The organism is Amycolatopsis sp. cmx-4-61 (genome assembly GCF_046548775.1).
Taxonomy (GTDB): Bacteria; Actinomycetota; Actinomycetes; order Mycobacteriales; family Pseudonocardiaceae; genus Amycolatopsis.
In genome coordinates, this window is sequence record NZ_JAEBEI010000056.1 from 1 (window position 1) to 2,559 (window position 2,559).

Consider the following 2,559-nt stretch of genomic DNA (forward strand, 5'->3'; position numbering starts at 1 on the left):
GGCCGCAACGCCCGATCCGCCGCCCACTGCCGCCGCGCACCCACCGGCGCCTCCGGCAACTGCTTCCTACCGTGCCCCATCCCACACCTCCATGATCAAGGTGTTGCGACGACCAGTTGAATCCGCCCCTTCTCGGGCAGTTCGAGTGGCTCATGCCGATGGCGCGCGCTTGGACGAGAGCGATTGCTGCACGACCGAGACGGCAAGATCCGTGCGGTCAACGACGCTTTGATTGGAGTGTCGGGGCTGTCCTCATCCCCCGAGCCGCCTGAGACGGACCCTGACGGAAAGGAAATTCTCTGGGAAGACCTTCGTGATGGGACGTGGTTGGTGTGGCAGTGGGCCCACGAGTTCAGGTACCAGGACTTCGACAACGCGAGGGTCATGCTGTACGACGTGTGCATGCAAATTCACGCCGCGTTTGTTGCGCCCCCGGCCACTTCCGTCGCGCCGACCACAGGCGCGCAACCGGATGCCGACACAGCAATTATCGAAACTGTTCACAGATATCTTCCCGATCTCATCGCTCAAGTCGGTACAGCTGCGGATATAGGCCAACAAGTACAACAAGTAGCCGACTTGATTCGGCGGTATGGGTTGAATCGCGACCGTGATGCCGTAGCCATCCTGCACCGGATCGCCGGCCCGGATGGTACGCCGGAGCAGCTCATCACACGGATCCGTGCAAATCTGACAAAGGACACCAACACGACCACCGGCCGGCAAAGCACCCCCGATGCGACCACTGGGATCACCGCAGCCGGACAACCCGAGCAGAGCGCGGCGACGCCTTCACCGAAACAATCCACTCAGGCCACGCAGCCGAAGAGGACGGCCTCATACGGCCAGCCGTCATCCGCGTCCACCGGAAACGATCAGCCCGCGCCCAAGCGCACGCGAGGGCCGGACAGCGGAACTAGCGACCCGGCGGAAAACCAGGACGGACACGCCTACATCGATACCACGCTGGATCGGCAGAAGGTTGTCCAACAGGCAATCCTGGAGGGAGCGGGCACGATGAGAGAACTCTCTGCAAAAGTGGGGAAAAACAAAACGGTGGTCGCAGATGCTATCGATGAACTCTGTAGGCAGTTCGGTATCCAACTACCGGAAAATCTGAAGAATAAAACGCGACGAAGGCTTGACGATTACGATCCAGCGATCGGAGACATTGCGGAGCGGATCAAAGAGAGAGGGATCGCGCAGACTCTTATTAAAGACGGTTTCATGGAGCAACATAGGGTACCCAAACTCGCCCCAAAGGACAAATCTGTTCTCGATGCCATCGCCGCAGGGATCACGGACCCGGTAGCACTTGTCGCCCATCTTCAAATATCGACGCCCGAACCACTGAGAACACTGTCCGGAAGTCTTTCAAGAATCGCGCTGGCGCTGAACATCAATGACCGATTTACGGCTCCCGGCCTACCCGCGGACACCTCGAGGACAATTGTGCGCATCGCCCTCCTTCGCGAGATGCTCGCCGAAAAACGCATCCAGTACAGGTGATGCCTCTCCGTAGTGTTCACAGTATATCTTTTGTCGGCTCCGACGGACGGGGGGATCGCCCGACGGCCTGGTTCGCCAAAGACAAGCAGTGGAATTCGCTGCGATTGCGGATCAGGCCGGCTCCGACGACGGCTTCTCGGTCGAATCCATCCGGCGCGGATTGGACATGTCCCGCCTTGCTCAAGCCGCGCCATCGGTCACCAGGCTGAAATACCACCACTCCGCCGGCCGTTGACGAAACTGACATGTGCCCGTCGCGCCTCGATGGTCGGTTGTCGCGACGTCAAGCCGGACTTGTCGTGGACCATAGGAACGTAGTGCGGGTTCGTCGCCGCGCCGAGCCCAGGCCCCCTCGGGCACGTTCGGGTGCACCGGCCCGGAGCTTCATGGAGGCAGCGGCGTCAATCGTCAGACCCTCGGAAGAAATGGCTCTGAGTAGTCCACGGCGGCTGGAGCACCAGTGTTGTGAGTCGTTGATTCGGCCGCAGTAGGCGGCGACGGTCTCGAGGATCTCTTCGGCAGGTTTGGTCCATACGAACAGTTTCGGATTGGCGTTCCACTCGTCGGTCCATTGCCGGACGTCTTTTCCAATGCGGCGACGCTGCGGTGGGCGGATCTGCGCAGTTCCGGTTGATCAACTCGGCGAACCAGCGTTCGATCAGGTTCAGCCCATGAACTGCTGGTCGAAGCGAGTGCAAATGGAACCGGGGATGGCGCCACAGCCAGTTCATGACTTGCGGGTTCTTGTGGCCTTCGGCACAACGCAGCAGAATCCGTGCTCGCGTCGCCAGCGCCTGCGCTGTTTTCCGGCGTCGGACCCAGGCCAGCAGAACCGGCCGCTCCTCGCCGGACAACACCAACGGCTCAGCCTTCGGGTTGGGCATGCCACACCCTATCGACTACAGCCGAACTATTGACGCAGGACACTAGTGCCGCATCAAGCAACGTTGGGTAGGTAATCCGGTCGGCGGATCTTGGAGTTGACGGCGAAGTGGCGTTTGGGGTGGCTGTGGCGGTTGCGCCAGCGCAGGTAGCCGGCGATGGCGGCCT

Annotated in this window: 2 protein-coding genes; both read left to right on the top strand. The window is 60.8% G+C overall.

The window, feature by feature from the left end; translation table 11 throughout:
- The first annotated feature begins 183 nt into the window (after positions 1-183).
- Positions 184-1,509 carry a hypothetical protein gene (locus ACLJOU_RS46845; RefSeq protein ID WP_410575774.1) on the top strand — a complete coding sequence of 442 codons (1,326 nt, stop codon included), beginning with the start codon at positions 184-186 and terminating at the stop codon, positions 1,507-1,509.
- A gap of 88 nt (positions 1,510-1,597) precedes the next feature.
- Complete coding sequence (locus ACLJOU_RS46850) at positions 1,598-1,744, top strand: hypothetical protein (RefSeq protein ID WP_410575775.1); 147 nt, start codon at positions 1,598-1,600, stop codon at positions 1,742-1,744.
- Positions 1,745-2,559: the final 815 nt, after the last annotated feature.